This window comes from Bradyrhizobium sp. PUT101 (assembly GCF_052043945.1).
GTDB lineage: Bacteria > Pseudomonadota > Alphaproteobacteria > Rhizobiales > Xanthobacteraceae > Bradyrhizobium.
On record NZ_CP197207.1, the window covers coordinates 5,374,802 to 5,397,530 of the forward strand.

At 65.8% G+C, this 22,729-nt stretch carries 19 protein-coding genes; 9 read left to right on the forward strand and 10 right to left on the reverse strand.

Annotated elements, in window-relative coordinates; genetic code table 11:
* Positions 1 to 128: 128 nt before the first annotated feature.
* The 5 genes from ACSHT2_RS25935 to ACSHT2_RS25955 are packed head-to-tail and all read right to left on the reverse strand — an operon-like array spanning position 129 to position 4,860.
* Positions 129 to 1,028: a polysaccharide deacetylase family protein gene (locus ACSHT2_RS25935; protein ID WP_440637368.1), complete on the reverse strand. Its 900-nt coding sequence runs from the start codon at positions 1,026 to 1,028 to the stop codon at positions 129 to 131.
* Between the two features lie 2 nt (positions 1,029 to 1,030).
* Entirely contained in the window at positions 1,031 to 1,840 is an 810-nt protein-coding gene (locus ACSHT2_RS25940; protein ID WP_440637370.1) for an ABC transporter permease, read from the reverse strand.
* Positions 1,830 to 2,687, reverse strand: coding sequence for an ABC transporter permease (locus ACSHT2_RS25945; protein WP_440637371.1), 858 nt, complete (start codon positions 2,685 to 2,687; stop codon positions 1,830 to 1,832). Before ACSHT2_RS25945 ends, ACSHT2_RS25940 begins: the two co-directional genes overlap by 11 nt.
* Positions 2,688 to 3,737 carry an extracellular solute-binding protein gene (locus ACSHT2_RS25950; protein WP_440637372.1) on the reverse strand — a complete coding sequence of 350 codons (1,050 nt, stop codon included), beginning with the start codon at positions 3,735 to 3,737 and terminating at the stop codon, positions 2,688 to 2,690.
* 1 nt (position 3,738) lies between these two features.
* Positions 3,739 to 4,860, reverse strand: a complete 1,122-nt coding sequence (locus ACSHT2_RS25955) for an ABC transporter ATP-binding protein (protein WP_440637374.1) — start codon at positions 4,858 to 4,860, stop codon at positions 3,739 to 3,741.
* A gap of 200 nt (positions 4,861 to 5,060) precedes the next feature.
* Between ACSHT2_RS25955 and ACSHT2_RS25960 the strand changes: the two genes are divergently transcribed.
* The 5 genes from ACSHT2_RS25960 (at position 5,061) to ACSHT2_RS25980 (ending at position 13,750) form a co-directional block, all read left to right on the forward strand.
* Complete coding sequence (locus ACSHT2_RS25960) at positions 5,061 to 5,831, forward strand: GntR family transcriptional regulator (protein WP_440637375.1); 771 nt, start codon at positions 5,061 to 5,063, stop codon at positions 5,829 to 5,831.
* Position 5,832: 1 nt separating this feature from the next.
* Positions 5,833 to 6,489, forward strand: a complete 657-nt coding sequence (locus ACSHT2_RS25965) for an aspartate/glutamate racemase family protein (protein WP_440637377.1) — start codon at positions 5,833 to 5,835, stop codon at positions 6,487 to 6,489.
* Between the two features lie 148 nt (positions 6,490 to 6,637).
* Positions 6,638 to 8,359, forward strand: a complete 1,722-nt coding sequence (locus ACSHT2_RS25970; protein ID WP_440637378.1) for an AMP-binding protein — start codon at positions 6,638 to 6,640, stop codon at positions 8,357 to 8,359.
* A gap of 12 nt (positions 8,360 to 8,371) precedes the next feature.
* Positions 8,372 to 11,677: a carboxyl transferase domain-containing protein gene (locus ACSHT2_RS25975; RefSeq protein ID WP_440637379.1), complete on the forward strand. Its 3,306-nt coding sequence runs from the start codon at positions 8,372 to 8,374 to the stop codon at positions 11,675 to 11,677.
* Between the two features lie 198 nt (positions 11,678 to 11,875).
* Positions 11,876 to 13,750 carry a sigma-54-dependent Fis family transcriptional regulator gene (locus tag ACSHT2_RS25980; protein WP_440637380.1) on the forward strand — a complete coding sequence of 625 codons (1,875 nt, stop codon included), beginning with the start codon at positions 11,876 to 11,878 and terminating at the stop codon, positions 13,748 to 13,750.
* 198 nt (positions 13,751 to 13,948) lie between these two features.
* Here the strand turns inward: ACSHT2_RS25980 and ACSHT2_RS25985 are convergent, their stop codons facing one another.
* Together ACSHT2_RS25985 and ACSHT2_RS25990 are read right to left on the reverse strand one after the other, a co-directional pair.
* A complete protein-coding gene (locus ACSHT2_RS25985) occupies positions 13,949 to 14,503 on the reverse strand; it encodes a flavin reductase family protein (RefSeq protein ID WP_440637382.1) in 555 nt (184 codons plus the stop codon).
* Positions 14,504 to 14,560: 57 nt separating this feature from the next.
* A complete protein-coding gene (locus ACSHT2_RS25990) occupies positions 14,561 to 15,658 on the reverse strand; it encodes an LLM class flavin-dependent oxidoreductase (protein WP_194391757.1) in 1,098 nt (365 codons plus the stop codon).
* Positions 15,659 to 15,890: 232 nt separating this feature from the next.
* Between ACSHT2_RS25990 and ACSHT2_RS25995 the strand changes: the two genes are divergently transcribed.
* The 3 genes from ACSHT2_RS25995 to poxB all read left to right on the forward strand — a co-directional run bounded on the left by ACSHT2_RS25995 (position 15,891) and on the right by poxB (position 19,295).
* Positions 15,891 to 16,805 carry a 2-dehydro-3-deoxygalactonokinase gene (locus ACSHT2_RS25995; RefSeq protein ID WP_440637384.1) on the forward strand — a complete coding sequence of 305 codons (915 nt, stop codon included), beginning with the start codon at positions 15,891 to 15,893 and terminating at the stop codon, positions 16,803 to 16,805.
* Between the two features lie 13 nt (positions 16,806 to 16,818).
* A complete protein-coding gene (locus ACSHT2_RS26000; protein WP_440637385.1) occupies positions 16,819 to 17,451 on the forward strand; it encodes a 2-dehydro-3-deoxy-6-phosphogalactonate aldolase in 633 nt (210 codons plus the stop codon).
* A gap of 107 nt (positions 17,452 to 17,558) precedes the next feature.
* Positions 17,559 to 19,295 carry a ubiquinone-dependent pyruvate dehydrogenase gene (gene poxB / locus ACSHT2_RS26005; RefSeq protein ID WP_440637387.1) on the forward strand — a complete coding sequence of 579 codons (1,737 nt, stop codon included), beginning with the start codon at positions 17,559 to 17,561 and terminating at the stop codon, positions 19,293 to 19,295.
* Between the two features lie 65 nt (positions 19,296 to 19,360).
* Here poxB and ACSHT2_RS26010 read toward each other — a convergent pair whose 3' ends face one another.
* Positions 19,361 to 19,726 carry a hypothetical protein gene (locus tag ACSHT2_RS26010; RefSeq protein WP_199751513.1) on the reverse strand — a complete coding sequence of 122 codons (366 nt, stop codon included), beginning with the start codon at positions 19,724 to 19,726 and terminating at the stop codon, positions 19,361 to 19,363.
* A 67-nt stretch (positions 19,727 to 19,793) separates the two neighbouring features.
* On the reverse strand, positions 19,794 to 20,702 hold the full coding sequence (locus ACSHT2_RS26015; RefSeq protein ID WP_440637388.1) for a PaaI family thioesterase: 909 nt from the start codon (positions 20,700 to 20,702) through the stop codon (positions 19,794 to 19,796).
* 150 nt (positions 20,703 to 20,852) lie between these two features.
* Between ACSHT2_RS26015 and ACSHT2_RS26020 the strand changes: the two genes are divergently transcribed.
* Positions 20,853 to 21,173: a hypothetical protein gene (locus ACSHT2_RS26020; RefSeq protein WP_440637390.1), complete on the forward strand. Its 321-nt coding sequence runs from the start codon at positions 20,853 to 20,855 to the stop codon at positions 21,171 to 21,173.
* 36 nt (positions 21,174 to 21,209) lie between these two features.
* On the opposite strand, the gene ACSHT2_RS26025 is transcribed toward ACSHT2_RS26020, so the two are convergent.
* Positions 21,210 to 22,679: an amidase gene (locus ACSHT2_RS26025; protein ID WP_440637392.1), complete on the reverse strand. Its 1,470-nt coding sequence runs from the start codon at positions 22,677 to 22,679 to the stop codon at positions 21,210 to 21,212.
* Positions 22,680 to 22,729: the final 50 nt, after the last annotated feature.

Sequence of the window (22,729 nt, forward strand, 5' to 3'; positions counted from 1 at the left end):
GCTAGGCATCTGCGGCGTCACCGCGGAGACCGGCCAGGCTTCGTGCTGCAATTGAGCGGCCGGCCGACGCGGAAGCTGCAATCGCTGCAGGACGAGGTCAGCACGCTCGTTGCGGGCGTGCGAGCGACCTAGCGCGCGACTTCACGAAAGTGCGCCGCGATGTCGGCGCGTGTTGCGATCCAGACCCGGCCCTCCAGCCGCGCCAGCTCGGCCAGAATGGTCTTCACCGCGCGGAAGCGCGCGGGCCGGCCGCAAATGCGCAGATGAAATCCGACCGACAGCATCGCGGAGCGGCCGCGCTCTGCCTCCTCGACCAGTGTGGCGAGTGCGGCGCTGACATAGTTTGAAAAATCCTCCGGCTGCACAAAGCCGTTCGGATGGAAGAACTTCATGTCGTTGGTATCGAAGCCATAGGGCAGGACCAGCATCGCTCCCTGTGGCGACCGGCTCCAATAGGGCAAATCGTCGTCGAGCGCGTTGGAATCGTAGGCGAAGCCGAGCCCGATCAGGATATCGCGCGTCCATGCGCTCTGACTGCCGCGCGACATGAATCCGACCGGCGTGAGACCGGTCGCGCGGGCGATGACGTCGCGCGTCTTCTCAATGTCACGACGTTCCGTCTCGGCATGCCCATAGAGCGCGTGCGGCAGCCAGCGCCAGCCATGCACCGCCGGCTCGTGCCCGGCCTCGACCACGGCGCGGGCAAGGTCCGGTACGCGCTCGACGGCGCGGCCGCACATCATGAAGGTGGAACGGATCTTGGCCTCGGTGAAGGCGTCGAGGAATCGCCAAAGGCCGGCGCGCATGCCATAGTCGAACACCTGCTCCTGCACGAGATCGCGCACGCCCGGCGGCGATGTCGAGGCGACCTCGCCATAGTGCTCCGTCTCCGCATCGCCTTGCTCGACCGCGAGCTCGGCACCCTCCTCGAAGTTCACCACCAGCGACACCGCGACGCGGGCGCCGTTGGGCCAGACGATATCGGGCTGCGCCCGGCCATATCCGCGAAGATCGCGTTCGATCGGCATGATCAGCGGCTCCCGATCTGGCGGCTGACGCCGCCGAAGATTTCGGCGCAGACGAGGCCCGCCAGCGTCAGCAGCACGATCACGCCGGAGACGGCGGCGACGCGCACGTCGAGGCTGCCTTCGAGGATTGCCCAGAGCTTGATCGGCAGGACCTCGGTGCGCGCGTCGGCGAGGAACAGCGACACCGGAACATTGTCGAACGAAGTGAGGAACGCGACGAAGCAGCTCGCGACGATGCCGCGGCGGATCAGCGGCAGCGTGACGCGCCGGAAGGTATACCAGCGGCTGGCACCCAGGCTCAGCGAGCAGGTGATCAGCACCGGATTGAGCTGCTGCACCGAGGCGCCGACCATCCGGATGACGAAGGGTACGCAGATGATGGTGTGGCCGAGCACCAGCGTCGCCGCCGACAGGCGGATGCCGAGCAGGTTGAAGACCAGCAGCAGCGACAGGCCGAAAGCCATCGCCGGCAGCACCATCGGCGACATGAACAGAGCGTCAAGGACGCGCGCGATCTTCAACCGGCTCCGTGCCAGCCCGAGTGCCGCCGCGCCGCCCAGCACTGCGGAGAGAATCGTCGCCGCCACTGCGACCTTGAGACTCGTTAACGCGGGCTCGACGATTTCCTGCGATTGCAGCAGCTCGACATACCAGCGCAGCGACCAGCTCGGCGGTGGGAATTTCAGCGTGATGCCGCCGGTGAAGGAAATGATCAGCACGACCAGCGTCGGTGCCAGCAGCAGCAGCATCCCGAATGCGGTGATGGCACCAATGATGGCGGAATAGGCGCGATCAATGAGGCTACGCTGCATCGACGCCTCGCACGCAGCGGCGCGACAGCGCGCCGATGGCAAAGACGATGCCGGTCACGGCCAGCGTGAAAATCAGCGACAGCGCCGCCGAGAACGGCCAGTCCTGCACGCCGACCGCCTGTTGGTAAATATAGGATGGCATCAGGATAATGCGCCCGCCGCCGACCAGTGTCTGCGTGATGAAGGCGGTTGCAGCGGCAGCGAAGACGAGCAGCCAGCCGGCGATGGCGCCCGGCAGCGTCAGTGGCAGGATGACGGTGATGAAGATGCGGGCGCGGCTTGCGCCCAACCCTTCAGCCGCGCGCGTCAGATTGCCGTCGAGCCGCAGCAGGCTGTTGATGACAGGCAGCGCCATCAGAGGAAGCTGGATCTGGGTCAGCGCCAGAACCATGCCCTCCCAAGTGTACAGCAAGCGGGCTGGGGCCTGCCAGAGCCCGAGCGACAGCATCGCCGTGTTGATGATGCCGTCGCGGCCGAGCAGGACGATCCAGGCGAAGGTGCGCACCACCGTGCTGGTCAGGAGCGGCAGCATGATCAGGAACGTGATCAAGGTACGCATGAACTGGCCGCTCGCGGCGTAAACAAGTGCGAGCGGATAGGCGAGGATCAGGGTCGCCAGTGCGACCTCCGCCCCCAGCCAGATCGTGTCCGTCAGCACCTTGATGCTGAACGGGTCCGAGAAGAAGCGCAGATACTGCGCCGGCGACAGCTCCGCGAATTGTGGCGTGCGGAACAGACTGATCGCGACAAGCGCAATCAGTGGCAACACGAATGCGGCCAGAAACAACGCCGCCAGTGGGATCACCGGCAGCATTTGTCGTGATGCAGTCGTGCTTGCCGGCGTCATTTAGATCTTCACTTCCTTGCTGAAGCGGGTGATCCATTCGCCGCGCAGCGGCTGGAACTTGGTCCAGTCAAGCAGCACATTGTTGGCAACGAGGTCGTCGACGCTCTTGGCGACGGTGAGATTGGCGCCGGTCAGCGCCACCTTGCTGTTGGTCGGCATCATCACCCAGGGCGCCGCCTCGAGGCCTTTCTGCGTTTCGACCGACATCACCGTGTCGAGATAGTCCAGCACCGCCTTCGGATCCTGGTTGTTCTTGACGATCTGGGCGCTGGTGCGGATCACGACGGCGCCGGATTTCGGCTTCGCGAAGGCGATGTCGACGCCCTTGGCGGCGAGCAGCGCCACGTTGTTCCAGAAATTGAAGGCGATATCGATCTCGCCCTGCTGGAACAGCGCAGCCAGCGCGCCGGGCGAGGCCGCGATCGCACCAACGTTGGGCAGCAGCTTCTTGATGGCCTCGAAGGCCGGCTCGATGTTGGTCTCGGAGCCGCCGTTCAGCTTCGCGATCTCGACCATGAAGGCGGTGCCGAGGCTCGAGCCGAGCCCGGTGATGCCGACGCGCCCCTTGTATTCCGGTTTCCAGAGATCCTCCCACGAGGTCGGCGGCGTCGTGATCTTCTTCGGATTGTAGGCGATGCCGATCAATTGCACTGTGATGACAGGCGCGTAGCCGTCGGGATGGCGGAACACGCTGGGGATGCCGGCATATGACTTCGACTGCTCGACAGGAAACTTCTCCAGCACGCCGCTCGCGATCGCCGGGATCAGCGGTCCCTCGTCGAACAGCACGACGTCGAAGGGCGGCGTGTTGCGCGAGGCCTGGATCTTGCCGATCTGGTCGACGCCGAGCAGGGGCGTAAAGGTGACGCCGCCGTCGCTGGACTTCTTGAAGGTCGGCCCGACCACCGAGCGGAAGGCTTCATCGAAACTGCCGGGATAGGTCGTTGCCACGATCGAGGGGGCCGCCCGTGATGATGTCGGCCATCCGAGACTGGCCGCCGCAAGCGCGGCCGAACCTGAGGTGAGCAGCGATCTCCGGGATAGGCTCATGTCAAACACTCCTTTGCTGATGCTTGGAAACGTCGTCGACGGGCGTGCTGAAAATGCTGACGCGCGAGACATCGGAGATCGCGAGCCAGGCCGTGTCACCGGCCTGCGCTTTCGCGAGGCCGGCGGCGCGGGCCTGGCTGATCTTCACGGCTTCGCCGCTCGCGGTGACGCCCTCGGTGACGCTGACGGCGCCGAGCGGCACAGTGGCGCGGATCGTGACGGGGATGGCGCCGGGCCGCTCGGCGTCGAACGTGATGTTTTCAGGCCGGACCGAGATCGTCACCGGTGTGCCGCGCCTGCGCTGAGCCGAACGGCCGAGATCGATCTCGGGCCCGGCGTCCAGCTGCACGCGATCGGCGTCGGTGACGGTGCCGCGCAGGAGATTGGTGTGGCCGATGAAGCTCGAGATGAACAGGCTCGCCGGGCGGTCGTAGAGCGCGTCCGGGCTGTCGATCTGCTCGATCCGTCCCTTGTTCAGCACGACGATGCGGTCGGCCATCGACAGTGCCTCCTCCTGGTCGTGCGTGACGATGATGGAGGTGACGCCAAAGGTCTTCAGCAGGCTCTTGATCTCGATCTGCATGTCGAGGCGCAGATTCTTGTCGAGCGCCGAGAACGGTTCGTCGAGCAGGACGAGGCCCGGATCGATCGCAAGCGCCCGCGCCAGCGCGACGCGCTGCTGCTGTCCGCCGGAGAGCTCTCCGGGCAGCCTTCGGGCGAACGACGCCATCTGGGCGAGGCCGAGCATCTGCTCGACCTTTGCCGCGACCACGTCCTTCGCCGTCTTGCGCGCCCGCAGGCCATAGGCGACGTTCTCGAACACAGTCAGATGCGGAAACAGCGCATAGTTCTGAAACACCATGCCGATGCGGCGGCGATTGGCCGGAATATGCTCGACCCGCGCGCCGTCGAAGCGCACTTCGCCCCGGGACGGACGCAGGAAGCCCGCGATGATCTGGAGCATCGTGGTCTTGCCGCAGCCGGACGGACCGAGGAGGGCGATCAACTCACCGGCTGCAACGGTGAGATCGATCTCGTCCAGCGCAACGGTCGCGCCGAAGGCGTGGCCGATGCCCTTCAGATCCAGCGAGAGTCCGCGTACATCGCTCAACGCCAGCTCCATCCTTCGCGTTGTCCTGCGCGAGGAGGGTTAGCAATCGCCGTGCCAGCGCGGCTCGTCCGCTAAGGCCCTGCGATCATTGCGACAATTTTTAGGCGCCAAATATTGGCGCCAATATTATGATTATATTGTAAACAGTCGAGCAGCCAGTTTGTATAAAAAATGGGCTCCGGCAGCATTCCAGAATCCTGTAGAAGCAATGCATGAAGCGAACCCGTCCCCTCAAGCGCAAGCCGAAGCGCTCCGAGCCGAAACACAGGGAGCCGGAGGCCGTCGATCCGCGCAGCATCGACGACGATCCGGTGGTCCAGGGCATCCTGACCGCGATCAGCCAGAAGCGGCTCAAGCCGGGCGCCAAGCTCGGCGAGGACAAGCTCGCCGCGGCCTTCGGTACCACACGGATTCACATCCGCCAGGCGCTATCCCATCTCGCCTCGCGCAAGGTGGTGATGCAGATCCCCAACCGCGGCGCCTTCGTGTACCGGCCGAGCTGGGAGGAGGCGCAGGACATCTTTGCCGCGCGCCGGATCATCGAGACCGCAGCTGTGAGCGCCGCGGTCGACCGGCTGGACAAAGCCGGCAAGGCGGAGCTGAAGGCGCATATGGAGCGCGAGGCGCGTCACGATCGCAATGACCGCTGGGCCTCGCTGTCGCTGACGGCCGAGTTCCACATCCTGGTCGCCAAGCTCGCCGGCAACCGCGTGTTGCTGGAAATGTCGCGCGAACTGATGCTGCGGACATCGCTGGCGATCGCGACCTTCGAGCAGCCGGGGGAGCCGGATTGCTCGCCCGACGCCCATCCCGACATCGGCGCGTTGATCCTCGCCCGCGACAAGGCCGGCGCGGTCCATGCCATGCGTCATCACATCGAGGAGATGGAGCAGCGGATCCGGCCGAAAGACGGCGAGGACGAGGTCGACGAGCTCACCGCGATCTTCCAGGAGATCGGCGCACGGGCGCGGGCGGGCGGCTAGCATGGCCGGCCGCCGTATCCTCCTGATCAATCCGAACAGCCTCGAGGCGACCACCGCGATGATGGTGGCGATTGCCAAGTCTGCAGCCGCGGATGGCTTCGACATTGCCGGTGCCACGGCAACGCGTGCGCCCACGATGATCGTCTCGGCGGATGCACTGGAAGCAGCAGCGCCGGAGGTCGAGGAGATCGCACGTGCCCGCAGCGGCGAGTGCGACGGCATCATCGTCGCGGCATTCGGCGATCCCGGTCTCGCCGGGATCAAGGCGACGATGAAATTGCCTGCCGTCGGCATTGGCGAGTCCTCGATGCTGGAAGCTGCGGAGAACGGCCGGCGCTTCGGCGTGGCGACCACGACGCCGCTGCTGAAAGCGAAGATCGATTCACTGCCGGACGCGCTGGGATTGCGATCGCACTACACCGGCACACGCTTCACCGAAGGCGATCCGCATGAGTTGATGCGTGATCCATCGCTGTTACGCACTGCGCTTGCCGGCGCGGTCGAGGCCTGCATTGCGCAGGACAGAGCGGAGGCGGTGATCATCGGTGGCGGGCCGCTGGGTGAAGCAGCACGCGAGCTTCAGTCGATCTTCACCGTGCCGGTCATCGCACCGATCACGTCAGCCGTGCGGCGGATCATTCGCCTCGTCGCGGCGTAACGTCTGGTTTTTCCGCGCCGCGGCATCGGCCGTGCTGCGGAAAACTGTTTTCCTTGACATGAACTCTGCCGTGCTCGACGTGTAACGAGGTCGCGTGACGGCACGTTGCGTCCCTCGCGATCAAGAACAAGCAGCACGGGAAGACGCCATGAGTGCAGGCCTCAACGAAAAGGACTACCTCGCCACCTTGCGCGGGTTGTGGGACAAGGCCTGGCCGAAGGGCATGCCGCGCTCGCCGAACTATCTGCACGGCGAAGTTCCCCTGACGGAATATCTGCGCGCCTGGGCGAAGCAAAGTCCGGAGAGGCCTGCGGTGATCTTCTACGGTCACGTCATGACCTATGCGGAGCTCGACCGGCAGAGCGACCGCTTTGCGGCGTTGTTGCAGGCCAAAGGCGTGCGCAAGGGAGACCGCGTCGCCGTCTTCCTGCCGAACTGCCCGCAGTTCCACATCGTGTTTTTCGGTATCCTGAAGCTTGGCGCGATCCACGTCCCCGTCAGCCCGCTGTCGCGCGCGTTCGAGTTGTCCTACGAGCTCAACGACACCCAGGCCGAGGTGATCGTCGCGCTGGATCAGCTCATGCCGGTCGTCGAGCAGGTCAGGGGCGAGGTGCGGCTGCGCGAGATCATCGTCACCAGCTTTGCCGATGTCGTGCCTGCAAGGCCGGCATTTCCGGCGCCAGACTCGATCCGCGCGCCGCGTGTCGCAATCGCAGGCGCGACCGATCTGTTGCCGGCGCTCGCGGCGATGCCGACTCCTGTGCCGCTACCGCCGCCTGGGCTCGATGATGTCGCCGCGCTCAACTACACCGGCGGCACGACCGGCATGCCCAAGGGCTGCGTCCACACCCATCGCGACATGGTCTACACGGCCGCGGCCAACTACGGCATCTCGGTCCTGTCCGACGAGAGCAGCGTGTTCCTGTCGTTCTTTCCGGAATTCTGGATCGCGGGCGAGAATTTCGGCCTGATCTTCCCGCTGTTCTCCGGCGCGACGCTGGTCCTGCTCGCCCGGTGGGATGCCGTCGGCGCGATGGCCGCGATCGACAAATACAAGGTCACGATCATCGCGATGCCAGTCGACGGCGCGGTCGAGTTGATGGATCATCCACGCTGGAGCGAGTTCGATCTGTCGTCGTTGAGGCAGGTGCGCGTGGTCTCCTTCGTCAAGAAGCTCAACGCCGACTATCGCAAGCGCTGGAAGGATCTCACCGGCACGATCCTCATGGAAGCGGCCTGGGGCATGACGGAGACCCACACCTCAAACACCTTCACGGCCGGCTTCCAGGACGACGATTTCGACCTCAACAACCAGCCGATCTTCGTCGGGCTGCCGGTCCCCGGTGCCGAGTTCAAGATCACCGATTTCGAGACCGGCGCGCTGTTGCCGCTGGGTGCGGAAGGCGAGATCCGCGTACGCACGCCGTCACTGCTCAAGAGCTACTGGAACAAGCCGGAGGCGACCGCGGAGTCTCTGATCGATGGCTGGCTTCGCACCGGCGACATCGGCACCATCGACAAGGATGGTTTCCTGCACTTCCTCGGCCGCCGCAAGGAGATGCTGAAGGTCAAGGGCATGAGCGTTTTTCCGCCGGAGATCGAGGCACTACTCGGGCAGCATCCGAAGGTGCTGGGCTCGGGCGTGGTCGGCCGCGACGATCCCGACAAGGGGCAGGTGCCGGTCGCCTTTGTCCAGCTCAAGCCGGAGGCCGTCGGCAGCGTCTCTGCGGAAGACCTGCGCAGCTGGTGTGCCGAGCGCATGGCCGTCTACAAGGTTCCCGAGATCCGCATCATCGAAGCCCTGCCGCTGACGGCCACGGGCAAAGTGAAGAAGCAGGACCTCAATCCAATCCTGCCTGCTGCTGTCTGAGTGAGAGAGATCATGTCGTTCAAGAAGCTCCTGATCGCCAATCGCGGCGAGATCGCCATTCGCATCGCGCGCGCGGCAGCCGATGCCGGCATCGCGACGGTCGCGATCCATCCTGCGGACGATGCGCTGTCGCTGCATGTGCGCGTTGCGGACGAGGCGATCGAAATTCCGGGCCGGGGCGCGCGGGCCTATCTCGACATCGACGCCGCGGTGAAGGCGGTCAAAGCGGTGGGCTGTGACGCCGTGCATCCCGGCTATGGCTTTCTCAGCGAGAACGCGGCCTTCGCAAAGGCCTGCTCTGATGCAGGGATCACGTTCGTCGGGCCCAAGGCGACAGCGCTCGAACTGTTCGGCGACAAGGTCGCGGCGCGGCAACTGGCGAAGCGCTGCGGCGTGCCGATCATCGCCGGCACGAGCGGGCCGTCGAGTCTCGAGGAGATCACGGCCTTTTTCGCGTCGCTCGGCAGCAACGCGGCGATCGTGATCAAGGCGATGGCCGGCGGCGGCGGTCGCGGCATGCGCGTGGTGGAGAACGCGTCCGATCTCGCGGAAGCCTATGCGCGCTGCCAGTCCGAAGCCAGGGCGGCGTTCGGTTTCGACGGCGTCTATGCCGAGCGGCTGATTCGGCAGGCGCGCCACATCGAGGTGCAGATCATCGGCGACCGCCACGGTGCGATTTCCCATCTCTGGGAGCGCGAATGTACCATCCAGCGTCGCCATCAGAAGCTGATCGAGGTGGCGCCGAGCCCCTCGCTGAGCGATGCCTTGCGTGGTCGTATCATCGAGGCGGCGAAGCAGCTTGCGACGGCGGCCTCATACGACAATCTCGGCACTTTCGAGTTCCTGGTCGACGGCACGGCGAACGACAGCTTTGCCTTCATCGAGGCCAACCCGCGGCTCCAGGTCGAGCACACCGTGACGGAAGAGGTGCTCGGGCTCGATCTCGTCCGCGCCCAGCTCGCGGTCGCTGCAGGCGGCACGCTGGCTTCCCTCGGCCTCGCGCAGGGATCGATCCCGAAGCCGCGCGGCTATGCCATGCAGCTTCGCGTCAACATGGAAACGCTTGACGAGACGGGCGCGACCCATCCGACTGGCGGGGTGCTTGCTGTGTTCGAGCCGCCGTCGGGCCCAGGAGTCCGCGTCGATAGCTTTGGCTATGCCGGCTACAAGACCAGTGCGGCCTTCGACTCGCTGCTGGCAAAGGTCATCGTCCATACGCCGGGCGAGGCCTGGCATGACGTGGTCGCGAAAGCCTCGCGTGCCCTGCGCGAGTTCCGGATCGACGGCGTCGTCACCAACATCGCTTTCCTCCAGGCGGTGCTCGCGCATCCGGACTTCAGAATCAACCGCATCGCGACCGATTTCATCGATCGCAATATCGGCAAGCTCGTCGGGGCGGCCGAGGGCGCGGCAAAGCCGCTCTACTTCGCTGCGACCGAGCGGAGCGGCGCCCAGGGCACGGAGGCGCACGTCGCGCAAGTGGTGCCCGAAGGCGCGGTGATGGTCGCAGCGCCCCTGCAAGGAACCATCGTCACCATCCAAGTCAAGGAAGGTGAGATCGTGCGCCCCGGCCAGCAGCTTGCCGTGATCGAGTCCATGAAGATGGAGCATCTCGTCATGGCCGAGCAGGGCGGCCGGGTCATGAAGCTCCTTGCCGGCGACGGGGTCACGCTGATGCATGGCGAGCCGATCCTGTATCTCGAACCGCTTGATGTTGCGGCTGATAGCACCGCAGCGGAAGCCGACATCGATCTGGACCACATCCGCCCCGATCTCGCGGAGCTGATCGCGCGCCAGGCCAATACGCTCGACGAGAACCGCCCGGCCTCCGTCGAGCGCCGCCGCAACACCAATCAGCGCACCGTGCGCGAGAACGTCGCCCAGCTCGTCGACGAAGGCTCGTTCATGGAGTACGGCAGCCTTGCGATCGCGGCACAGCGCCGCCGGCGCAAGCTCGACGATCTCATCAAGAACACGCCGGCCGACGGCCTCGTCATGGGCGTCGCCACCGTGAATGCCGAGAAATTCGGCCCCGAGGGCGGGCGCTGCATCGTCCTGGCCTATGATTACACCGTGCTCGCGGGCACGCAGGGTCATATGAACCACAAGAAGATCGACCGCATGCTGACGCTCGCGGAGGATTGGCGCGTGCCGCTGGTGTTCTACGCCGAGGGCGGCGGCGGCCGGCCCGGAGACACCGACCGGCTCGGCATGACCGGGCTCGACGGTCCGTCCTTCGTGCAGTTCGCAAGGCTCTCGGGCCTCGTGCCGGTGGTTGGTGTGGTCTCCGGCTATTGCTTCGCCGGCAACGCTGCGATGCTCGGCTGCTGCGACGTCATCATCGCCACCAAGAACGCCTCGATCGGCATGGGCGGTCCGGCAATGATCGAGGGCGGCGGGCTCGGCGTCTATCACCCGGCCGAGGTTGGCCCGGCCTCGTTCCAGGCGCCGAACGGGGTCATCGACATCCTGGTCGAGGACGAGGAGGAGGCGACGTCCGTCGCGCAGAAATACCTGTCCTATTTCCAGGGGGCGGTTACGTCTTGGGAAGCCGCCGACCAGCGCCTGCTCCGCCGCGCCATCCCTGAGAACCGGCTGCGCGTCTACGACGTCCGCAGCGTGATCGACCTCGTCGCCGACAAGGATTCCGTGCTGGAGCTGCGCCGCGACTACGGCGTCGGCATGATCACCGCGCTGATCCGCATCGAGGGCAAGCCGTTCGGCCTGATCGCCAACAACCCGCGCCATCTCGGCGGCGCGATCGATGCCGATGCCGGCGACAAGGCCGCGCGCTTCCTCCAGCTCTGCGACGCCTTCGATCTGCCGATCGTCTCGCTTTGCGACACGCCCGGCTTCATGGTCGGCCCGGAGGCCGAGAAGACCGCGATCGTGCGCCACGTCTCCCGCATGTTCGTCACAGGCGCGAGCCTCACCGTCCCGCTGTTCGGCATCGTGCTGCGCAAGGGCTATGGTCTCGGGGCGCAGTCCATGATCGGCGGCGGCTTCCATGCCTCGTTCTTCACCGCGGCCTGGCCGACCGGCGAGTTCGGCGGCATGGGGCTCGAGGGCTATGTCCGCCTCGGCTTCCGCAAGGAGATGGAGGCGATTGCCGATCCCGACGAGCGCGAGACCTACTACCGCAACAAGGTCGCCGAACTCTACGCCAACGGCAAGGCGGTCTCGATCGCCTCCGTGTTCGAGATCGACAACGTCATCGACCCCGCCGAGACCCGGCGATGGATCATGGCGGGCCTGCGATCGGTGCCGAAGCCCGAGCCGAGGACGGCGAAGAAGCGGCCGTGCATCGACACGTGGTGAGGGCGGTGCAGCATTCTGGGAGCGTCACCGCCGCTTCCGATCATCTACACGAGTTGTTTCCCCATCGTCATGCCCGGGACGAGCCCGGCCATGACGACATGGAGATTAGCTCGCCATGCCTCCGTTCCCGGTTCCCGATTGACATCCCCGCCCGTGGTGCCAGACTTTGCACAATAATACAGGGTGGAGACGTCCGCGATGGCCAGCCTTTCGGCCTCGAACCATGTCGCCCGTGTCTTGTCCGTCGCCAATCAGGTCACAGACCGCTTGGCCGACGTCGATGCCTCGTCGCGGATCGCTAGTTCCTGGCGGCGCTGCCTGGTCAGTCACAAGCTCGATCCGGCCCGCCAGGGGCCGCCGCAGACGCTGACCGAAGCCGAAATCCGGCACGCCGCCGAACCGATGGAGCAGACGATCAGGCTCGCAATGCCCGAGCTCGACGATCTCGCCCGTGTGCTGCGCGACGCCGGCTACTGCGTCAATCTCGCGGATGCGAACGCGACCATGCTGTTCAGCCGCCTGCCGGGCGAAGCCGATGCAAAGATGTTTCTGGACTGGAAGATCTACACCGGCTCGAACTTCGCCGAGACCTTCGAGGGCACGAATGGACTCGGGACCGCGCTCGCGGAGGAGAAGCCGATCCTGGTGCATCGCGACGAGCATTTTCGCGCGCAGTGGCACATGTTCTCCTGTGCCGTGGCGCCGCTGTTCGACCAGGCCGGACGTCTCGCAGGTGCGGTGAACATCACCTCCTGCCGGGAGGATCTCGAACGTACCGCGCACCAGCTTGCGCTGGCTGTGACCATGGAGGCGACGCGGCGGATGGAGGGAGCGATCTTCCGTGGCTATTTCCACAACGCCTGGATCGCCACCGTGCCCGGCAACGGCGGCAGCGGCCTCATCGCCTATGACGACGACCGTCGCATCATCGGCGCCAGCCGTTCCGCGCGTCTGCTGCTGGGCCTCACCGACGGCATGATCGCCTCCGGCATTGATCTGTCGCGCTACCTCGAGCTCGACCATCAAGCCGCGTGTGGCGCGGACGATGTTGTTCGGCTGCGCCGTGCCGACGGCAGTGCCCTGGGCCAGGTCCATGTCGCGCCGCCGCTGCGCAAGAGGGCGCGCCCGCTTGCGCCGCGCCGCGATGCGCCTGTCGATCGCTTCGATGCAATGCATCGGCTCGCCGGCCGCGATCCCGGCCTGATCAAGAGCGTGAACCGGCTCAGGCGCATCGGGGATCACAATCTGCCGGTGCTGCTGCATGGCGAGACCGGTGTCGGCAAGGATGTATTCGCGCGCGCCATTCACGCCGCCAGCAACCGGGCGCGTCACAACTATGTCGCGCTGAATTGCGCGGCGATGCCGGAGAGCCTGATCGACGCCGAGCTGTTCGGCTACGAGGCCGGCGCCTTCACCGGCGCCCGGCGCGACGGTTCGAAGGGCCTGATCGTGCAGGCCGATCGCGGCACGCTGTTCCTCGACGAGATCGGCGACATGCCGATCGGCTTGCAGACGCGCCTGTTGCGCGTTCTGGAAAACCGCGAGGTCTGGCCGCTCGGAGCGCTCAAGCCCGTCGCCGTCGACATCCGCCTGATCAGCGCCACGCATCGCGATCTCGGCCGCATGGCGGAGCAGGGCGCGTTCCGCGCCGATCTCTACTTCCGCCTGCGCGGCATCGAGGTGCGGCTGCCGGCGCTGCGCGAGCGCGCGGACCGCGACGATGTCATTCGCCAGATCGCCCGCGAGGAAGCGCCGAATTGTCGCCTGTCGGACGAGGCCTGGTCACAGCTCGCGGCCTATCCGTTCCCCGGCAACATGCGCCAGCTCCGTCACGTGCTGCGGCTCGCCGGCTGCACCGCGGAAGACGGTGTGATCACGGATGCCGATCTTGATCTGCCGCCGTTCGGTGGACGGGCGGCGGAGCCCGATCTCGTGGCCGCCGAACGCGGGACGATCGCCGAAGCCCTGCGCAAGCACGGCGGCCGCGTGACGGAGGCGGCGCGTGCGCTGAAGCTCAGCCGCGCCACGCTGTATCGCAAGATCAAGCAGTTGAAGATCGCGACGGCGCAGTAGGTCGCTATCAGTTCGCGAAGGGGCGTCTTTCTTCCCATCTCCCCTTGTGGGAGAGGGTGGCTCGACGCGCAGCGGTGAGACGGGTGAGGGGTCTCTCTCCGCGAGTCCAATTCTCGTTTCAATACGCGGAGAGATACCCCTCATCCGGCGCTTCGCGCCACCTTCTCCCCACAAGGGGAGAAAGGAAGAGGGCCGCCACTACGAGAAATCCGTCCAGCTCAGATGCCGCGCGTCGACGTCGCCGATCGTCACGCCCTCGCGCATCTCCCGCGGCGTATGGAAGTTGCTGCGCAAGTACACGAGCGGCGTCGCCATGGCCGAATGCGAGACGTCGCGCACCTCGCCCACGAAGATCGAATGCGTCCTGGTCTCGAACTCCTGCGCCAGCACGCAATCGAACGCGGCGACCGCGTCGGTCAGCACCGGCGCGCCGGTTGTCCCACGCGTCCACTGCCCGAAGGCGAAACGGTCGTCGCCGTTGACGCCCTTCTGGCCGCTGAAGGTCAGCGCGAGCAGCGCGTGATCCTCATTCAGGAAGTTGATCGCAAACGCGCCTTCCTCGCGGATGCGCGTATGGGCGCTGGCGTTGCGATTGACGCAGACGATCAGCGAGGGCGGCGAGTCCGACAGCGAGCAGGCCGAGGTCACTGTCAGGCCTGTGCGCTTGCCGTGCTCGGCACCCACCGTCACCAACGCGACGGCGCCGGCGCATTGGCGCATCGCCTGCTTGAAGTCCTTGGCATCGACCGTCACGCGGAAATCTCCGAAATGAATACGGGTGCGGCACGATCGCGCCACACCCGCAGGCGGTCAAGCCGCCTTCTTCGCCGAGCCGAGATGCGCAAGGCGCGGCATCACCTCGTTCTTCAGCAGCGAGAGCGAGTGGTGCCAGGCTTCCGGCTTGTGCTTGTAATCGAAGCCGAACACGCAGAGCACGCCGAAGCCGCCGACCTCGTCGTAGATCTTCTCGATCTTCTCGGCGACCGTCGCGGGCGAGCCGACGATCCAGTTCCGCTTGGCGCAATATTCGACGGTGACGTCGCTGTCGGGCACGTCGGGCGCGTGCTTCAGATAGTCCTTGAAGCCGAAATGGCCGAGCAGCGGCAGGAAGTACTCGCTCATCATCCGGCCCATCATGTCGCCGGTCGAGAGCTTCCAGGCCTCCTCGTCGGTGTCGGCAACGAATACCTCGCGCACCAGCCGCCAGTCCTGCCGGTTCGGCTTGCGCCCCGTCTTGGCGGCCCCGATCTCGACGGAGTCCCAGTGGCTGCCGACATAGGCCGGGTTGAGGTTGAGGCTCATCGGAATGAAGCCGCGCTCGCCCGCAAGCTTCAGCGTGTCCGAGTTCTTCGACAGGCCAGCGACGCCGATCGGCGGATGCGGCGCCTGCAGCGGCTTGATGTGGGGCTTGAGGAAGTCGAACATCGTGTCCGGCTTGGAGACCGTCCAGAACTTGCCTTTGTAGGTCCAGGGCGCGGGATCGCTCCACATCTTCAGGATGATCTCCAGCGCCTCGCGGGTCATGTCGCGGTTCTGCCCGCTCATGCCGTCGACGTTGAACATCGCCCAGTCGCTCGGCAGGCCGGATGCGGCGACGCCGAAATTGAGCCGGCCCTCGGAGAGATGGTCGAGCATGGCGACGCGGTTGGCGAGCTCGGCCGGGTGGTGATAGGGCAGCAGGAAGCCGCCCGGTCCGATGCGAAGTTTTTTGGTCTGCATCAGCGCCTGCGCGATCAGCAGGTCCGGCGTGGGATTGGGTTCCCAGGGCGCGGTGTGATGCTCGCCGATCCAGGCTTCCTGATAGCCGAGCTCGTCGAGCCAGCGCAGAACCTGCAGATCCCAATCGTGTCCTTCCTTCAACCCGCACTCCGGCGGATGCGAAGGCATCGTGAAATAGCCGATCTCCATGGGTTTCCTCATCTGATGTTGACGCGTCTTGTCGCGCGTTGACGGAGTTGAGCGACCAGTCTTCAGCAAGCGGTTCTTCAGCAAGCGGTGTGCCAGCGCGTCGGAGCCTCAAATTGGAGAGAAAGCGCTGGTTTGCCCGCGCAATAGCCGGTATCTCGACGGGAGTCTGCAAGACATCGTCTCATTTGTCGCGAGACGGCGTCTTAGCCGTGAGACGAGGACGAGGCCTGACATGACCGAACCCGCTTATGTCGCGGTGGACTGGGGCACCAGCAGCTTCCGGCTCTGGCTGATCGACCGCGCCGGCCAGGTGCTGACCGAGCGTCGCAGCGGCGAGGGCATGCTGGCGGCGGCGAAGGCCGGCTTCCCGGCGGTGCTGCGATCGCATCTTGCGGCGGTCGAAGCGCCGGATCATCTGCCGGTGCTGGTTTGCGGCATGGCCGGTGCCCGCACCGGCTGGGTCGAGGCCGGCTATGTCGACGCGCCGGCTCCGCTCTCTGCCATTCTGAAGCAGGCGGTGCGTGTGCCAGGCGAGGCGCGCGATATCCGGATCCTGCCGGGCATCGCGCAGCGCGACCCGAAGGCGCCGGATGTCATGCGCGGCGAGGAGACGCAACTGCTCGGCGCGCTCGGCCTCGATGCCGCGGGCGAGGCGCTGGTCTGCATGCCCGGCACGCATTCGAAATGGGTTCGCGTGAAGGACGGCACGGTCGCGCATTTCTCCACCTTCATGACCGGCGAGCTGTTCAGTGCTGTCTCGCGTGAGACGATCCTGTCGCTCGCGGTCGCCGGCGCAGACGACGCCGAGGATGTCGCGAGCTTCAAGGCGGCAGTGAACGCCGCGTATGAGGCGCCGGCCTTCGCGGGCAATCTCCTGTTCGGTGCGCGGTCGCGGCAGCTTCTGTTCGGCGGCACGCCGGCCGCCGCGCGCGAGACGCTTTCGGGCACGTTGATCGGTGTCGAGCTGGCGGCAGGGCTCTCCGGCACCGTGCCGCAAGCGGGTGTCATGCTGATTGCCTCGGGACGGCTCGCCGTGTTGTACCGGCTGGCTTTCGAGGCGTTATCGATGACCGCAAGGCCAGTCGATGCGGATGAAGCCGTCCGCCGCGGTTTGTCGATGGCGGCTGCCGCGATCTGGACGAAGTAGAAGGATTCTTGAGATGAGCGTTCCTTTTCCGCCGATGAAACGGCCGCTGGTCGCGATCTTGCGCGGCGTCAAGCCCGAGGAGACCGAGGCCATTGTCGGCGTGCTGATCGAAGCCGGCATGACCGCGATCGAGATTCCCTTGAACTCGCCCGATCCGTTCCGCTCCATCGCGATGGCGGTGAAGCAGGCGCCATCAGGCGTGTTGATCGGCGCCGGCACGGTGCTGACCACGGTAGATGTCGATCGTCTCAACGACGTCGGCGGCAAGCTCATGGTCTCGCCCAATGTCGATACCGAGGTGCTCGCGCGCGCGCATCAGCACGGCATGGTGACGATGCCCGGCGTGTTCTCGCCGACCGAGGCGCTGCTTGCCGCGCGCTCGGGTGCGTCGAGCCTGAAGTTCTTTCCGGCGAGCGTGCTCGGCGCCTCCGGCATCGCCGCAATCAGGGCCGTGCTGCCATCAGGCGTGATGATCGCCGCCGTCGGCGGCGTCTCCGACCAGAACTTCGCGGAGTACATCAAGGGCGGCGTGACGGCGTTCGGCCTCGGCTCCAGCCTCTACAAGCCCGGCATGACGGCGGCGGATGTCGCAGCTCGCGCGAAGGTCACAGTTGCGGCCTACGATCGGGCAATTGCGAAAAATTGAGCCGGAACAGACAAGCCATGAGCGTGTCATAGCTTATTGTCCCTCGCGGTGTCGCAACCGATGTTTGTGCATCGTAGACATGCGACTGGCTGGAGCAGGAGACCGACATGGCGATCAACAACGTAGCCGATCTTTTCGTGGCAACGCTCGAACAGGCCGGCGTCAAGCGCATCTACGGCATCGTCGGCGACAGTCTGAATGCGCTGACCGAAGCGCTGCGCCGTCGCGGCACCATCGAGTGGATCCACGTCCGGCACGAGGAGGTTGCAGCGTTTGCAGCGGCCGGCGAAGCGGAGATGACCGGGAGCCTCGCAGTCTGCGCCGGTTCCTGCGGCCCGGGCAATCTGCATCTGATCAACGGGCTGTTCGATGCGCACCGCAGCCGCGTTCCGGTGCTGGCGATTGCGGCGCAGATCCCCACCGCCGAAATCGGCGGCGGCTATTTCCAGGAGACCCATCCGCAGAACCTGTTCCGCGAGTGCAGCCATTATTGCGAGCTGGTCTCGGATTCGAGCCAGCTTCCCTACGTGCTGGAGAATGCGATTCGCGCCGCGGTGGGCTTGCGCGGCGTTGCCGTGGTTGCCATGCCCGGCGACGTCGCCTTCCGCAGTCCCCCGAAGCGGGCGCTGTCGACGGCGCGCGGCCTTGCCTTGTCGGCGCCGGAGGTCGTGCCGGAGGCCGATGAGCTCAAGGCGCTGGCGGACCTCCTGAACGGTGCCGAGCGCATCACCCTGTTCTGCGGCCGAGGCTGCGCCGGGGCGCATGCGCCGCTGATGCAGCTGGCGGAAGCTCTGAAGAGCCCGATCGTGCATGCGCTCGGCGGCAAGGAGCATGTGGAGTACGACAACCCTTACGACGTCGGCATGACCGGCTTCATCGGCTTCTCCTCGGGCTATGCCGCCATGCACGCCTGCGACGCGCTGGTGATGCTCGGCACCGATTTTCCGTACAAGCAGTTCTTCCCGACCGACTGCCAGGTCGCGCAGATCGACCTCCGTCCCGAAAATCTCGGCCGGCGTTGCAAGATCGATCTCGGCCTCGTCGGCGACGTCAAGCTCACCATCGAGGCGCTGCTGCCGCTGCTCAAGACCAAGACGCGGCGCAAGCATCTCGACGACGCAGTCGCGCACTACAAGAAGGCCCGCGAAGGCCTCGACTCGCTCGCCAGGGGCACGCCGGGCGCCAAGCCGATCCATCCGCAATATCTCGCAAAGGTCATCAGCGACCATGCGTCCGACGATGCCGTGTTCACCGCCGACGTCGGCACGCCGACCGTGTGGGCCGCGCGCTATCTCGACATGAACGGCCGCCGCCGGCTGATCGGCTCCTTCGTGCACGGCTCGATGGCCAATGCGATGCCGCAGGCGATCGGCGCGCAGGCCGCACAGCCCGGCCGCCAGGTCATCTCGCTCTCCGGCGACGGCGGCTTCACCATGCTGATGGGCGACCTCATCACGCTGACGCAGATGAAGCTGCCGGTGAAGGTCGTCGTCTTCAACAACGGCGTGCTGGGCTTCGTCGCGCTGGAGATGAAGGCGGCGGGGTTCGTCGACACCGGTGTCGATCTGGAGAACCCCGACTTCGCCGCGATGGCGCGCGCGATGGGTATCTTCGCGAAACGCGTCGAGGATCCCGGCGAGCTCCCCGGCGCGATGAAGGAGATGCTGGCGCACAATGGGCCGGCGTTGCTCGACGTCGTCACCGCCAAGCAGGAGCTGTCGATGCCGCCGACCATCACCGCCGAGCAGGTCAAAGGTTTCAGCCTCTGGATCCTGCGTGCGGTGATGAACGGTCGCGGCGACGAGGTGCTCGATCTCGCAAAGACGAACCTCTTGCCGCGCTGATTTCGGCTGAGGTGGTTTGGTTCACCTCTCCCCAACGGGGAGTGGTGAACACCGAGCGCGCGGCCTCAGCCGCGCTTCACCGATGGCGTGGCCAGCCGATCATGGCGGTTCTGGAAGCGTCGCCAGTGCAGCACGGCGCCGACCAGCAGAGCCGGCAAAAAGCCGAGCCCGATCAGGAAAGGCGGCAACTGCTTCGCTGCGACGAAGGCGATGGCGATGTCCGAGATCAGCCACAGCGCGGCAAACACCACGGCAAAATCCATGCGCGGGCAGCGCAAATGGTAGAACACGGCCGTGATGACGATCGCGGGTCCGATCGCGACGGCGATCGTCACCGCCGTCAGATCCTTCGGCGTCAGCGCGTCGAGCATCATCGATGCCAGCAGCCAGAGCGCGGCGAACATGGCGACGATGTCGAGCGGATGCCGCAATCCAATACCTCTCGCGGGGACGTGCTATCGTTGTTGCCGGAACTTCGGCCGTCAAGTCAAAATCCGCTTATTCGTCGTCACTTCCCGGCGTCGGGCGCAGCATGAAATGACCGAAAGCGGTGGCGATCGGCTTGGTGGCATCATCCTGCCAGGCCCGCGCCTCGAAGGCCACGATGCGCCGGCCCTGCTTCACGATCGAGACGTCGGCGAACGTGTCGAGGGCACGGCCGGAGCGCAGATAGTTGACGGTGAGGCCGATCGGCTTGGGCGGCGCCGCAGTGCCGAGCTCGCGCGCCACCCCGACGACCGCGGTGGTCTCCAGGAAGGCGCCGGTCATGCCGCCATGGATCGCGGGCAGGATCGGATTGCCGATGATCTTCGGCGAGAACGGCATCGTCAGCGTGCCGTCGTCGTTAACGCGGATGCCGAGGCAGCGCGCGAACGGGCTGCGCGCAAACGGCCCATCCGGATCCTCAGGAGCCTCCAGCGATGGGATGCTGCGCGCATCCATACGGCGGTCGGCAAGCATGTTGGTGCGGTTGGCGCCGATCATGAAGCAGGCGGTGGCGGTCGCGACCGGATCGTCCTCCGACTCCTGATAGGCGGTGGAGCGCACGAAGGCGATCGAGCGTGTGGTGCGGTAGCAGACCGAATGCGCCTTGATGTCGAGGCCCGGCGTCGCCGGCTTCTGGTAGTCGATGCGCAAGTCCAGGGTTGCGATCGCGCGCGTGCCGTCAAGTGCAAGCTGCACGGCCATGCCGCAGCTCTCGTCCAGCATTGCCGTGACGACACCGCCGTGCAGCACGCCGGTCTCGGTGTCGCCGACGAAGACGGGCCGGTAGGGCAGGCTGGACCAGGCCTCGGCGGGCGCGAAGCGGTCGAGCTGGAGCCCGCTGATATGGCCGTAATCAGAGCGGCGGCCCTTGATGGCTTCGGCGAGTTCCTCGAATGGGAGCGTGACAGGTACAGTGGACATGGCGATGTTCTAGACCAGTGCCGAGCGCCGCGCAAAACCCCCGAATGTGCCTTGTCCGGGACGCCTGCCGGGGGCGGTTTGGCCTCGACAGGGCAGGCCAAAGCAACGATGGTGAGCGCTTCGTTCGTCCCATGCCCGCAAGGAGCGCCCATGACCGACCCCGAGACACCCGGCACCAATCAGGGGCCCGTCACCATTTCCACCTCGAGCTCGGAGCGGGCGCCGATCATCTATTTCGACGGCGCATCCTGCTTCGGCCACCACAACGGCGCGATCCAGATCGAGCTTGCCGCCAACCTCCTAATGCCGGTCGGCGCCGCCGTCAGGGTCGACGTGGTCCAGACCGCACACCTGCGTTGCAGCCTGGCCGCGGCGCTGGCGCTGCGCGAAGCGCTCGACAAGGCGCTCGCGATGTATCAGCAGGGCCAGCAGCAGCCGCGGCCGGAGGAAATTCCGGCGGTGAAGAATTGAGGCGTGCGATCGCATGTCGGTGCGATCGCCCACCCGCTAGCTCACATGCACCTTCGGCTTCTTGCCACCGTTCCACTTGCCGTCGAGCGCGCGCTCGATCTGGGCGGCGAGTTGCAGCAAGAGGCCGTCATTGGCCTGCTTGGCGATGGCCTGGATGCCGAGCGGCAGGCCGTGATCCTGGGTTGCCATCGGCATCGAGATCGCCGGCATACCGCAGAGATTGGCGAGTGGCGTGAAGGCGAAGTTGCGCCAGAGATTGCCGAACCAGTCGAGCACGTCGGGATTATCGGAGATGGTGAGGTATTCCCTGGTGCCGACCTTCGGCGTCGGCAGCGCCGTGATCGGCGTCAGGATCACGTCCCACTGCTCGAAGAACGCGCCGAAGCTGCGCGAGGTCGTATTGAATACGCCCTGCATCTTCGCCCGTTCGGCGAAGCTCGTGTGCCGGCCGGCTTCCCAGATGCGAATGTTCACGGGTTCGATCAGATCTTCCGGCGGCTTTTCCAGCCCGCGCGCAGCGAGCATGTTGGAGATCACCACCGCAAAGTTCGAGATGTAGCAGGTGGTCTGCGCCGCGAACGCGGCACGGAAATCGAGCTCGGGCAGCGCGTGATCGACGTGATGGCCGAGGCCTTCGAGGAAGCGGCCGGCCTTCTCCAGCTCGGCGGCGATCTCAGGCGTCGCGGTATAGTCGCCCCATGTGTGTGAGAGCGCAATGCGGAGCTTGCCGGGATCGCGCTTGATCATCTCGGAATAGGGCTGCGCCGTGGTCCAGAACGGCATGAACTCGCCGGGCGCAGGCCCGCGCGCATGGTCGACGAAGGCGGCGGTGTCGCGCACCGAGCGCGACTGGCAGCCCTGGATCGAGACGAGGCCGGTGAGGTCAGACATGTGCGGGGCGAGCGAGAACACGCCGCGCGAGACCTTCAGCCCGATATTGCCATTGACGCCGGCGGGAATGCGAATCGAGCCGCCACCGTCGGTCGCATGCGCGATCGGCACCACGCCCGCGGCGACCATCGCCGCGCTGCCTGCGGACGAGCCGCAGGTGGTGTAGTCGGTATTCCAGGGATTGCGCGTGACGTAGACGGCGGGATTGTCGGCGGAACTGCACACGCCGAATTCCGGCGTCGTGGTGCGTCCGATCAGGTTCAGCCCGGCCTGGCGGAGTTTTCCGGTCAGGAACGTGTCGGCGCTGGCGCGATTGCCGCGCATCAGCAGCGAGCCCATCTCCTGGAGTCGGCCCTTCATGGTTGGCCCGAGGTCCTTCATCAGGAAGGGCAGGCCGGCGAACGGGCCGGCGAGATTGGCGCCATCCTTGGCGGGGTCGGCGATCACGTCCTCGAACAGCTCGACCACGCCCGACAGTGCCGGATTGACCTTGGCAACGCCTGCCGCGGCCTGCCGCGCCAATTCCTTCGCCGTCAGCTCGCCCTTGCGGACGCGCCCCGCCAGCGCGACTCCATCGTGCTGCGCCCATTCATTCCAGCTCATCGGCAAAGTCATGACGTCAAAATCCTCTTGGATAGCGGCTATCTTCCTTTCGCAAGGAACGG